The 435-nt window shown below is 69.0% G+C and carries 1 protein-coding gene; it reads right to left on the bottom strand.

The window, feature by feature from the left end; all coding sequences use genetic code 11:
• A partial coding sequence (locus UU7_RS17120) for an IS110 family transposase (protein ID WP_007810719.1) occupies nucleotides 1-435 on the bottom strand: 435 nt, incomplete at both ends.

The following is a 435-nucleotide window of genomic DNA, read 5'->3' as shown; positions in this document are numbered from 1 at the left end:
CCTGCGTCCAGTGGGCGTCGACGCTGCGGATCAACGCCTTGAACTGCGCCGGCAGCGCCGTGTGTGCATCCAGATCGGCCAGCACCCGGCGCAGGGCCTTGTCGCTCTTGCCCATTACGATGCCGAACTCGGCCAGCAGGCCGCGCAGGCGGTTGCCGATCGCCAGACTCTCCGCCTTGTAACCTTCGCGCACCCGGTGCCAGGACAGCCGCGCCTGCTGGTCGACGGTCTTGATCGGCACGAAGCGCATGTTGCCCTGGCGCGCCGCCGTGGCGATCGCCTCGGCGTCATTGCGGTCGTTCTTGCTGCGCTGACTCTTGCGGTACGGCTTGACCAGCTGGGCGGCCATCAGCCGCGGCTGCAGCCCGAACTCCTGACAACGCCGCGCCCAATGGTGCGCCCCACTGCAGGCTTCCATCGCCACCACCGTGCCCG

Source organism: Rhodanobacter spathiphylli B39, from assembly GCF_000264295.1.
GTDB classification, from domain to species: domain Bacteria; phylum Pseudomonadota; class Gammaproteobacteria; order Xanthomonadales; family Rhodanobacteraceae; genus Rhodanobacter; species Rhodanobacter spathiphylli.
Note: the sequence above shows the minus strand (reverse complement) of the source record. Positions and strands in the feature narration are given on the sequence as shown.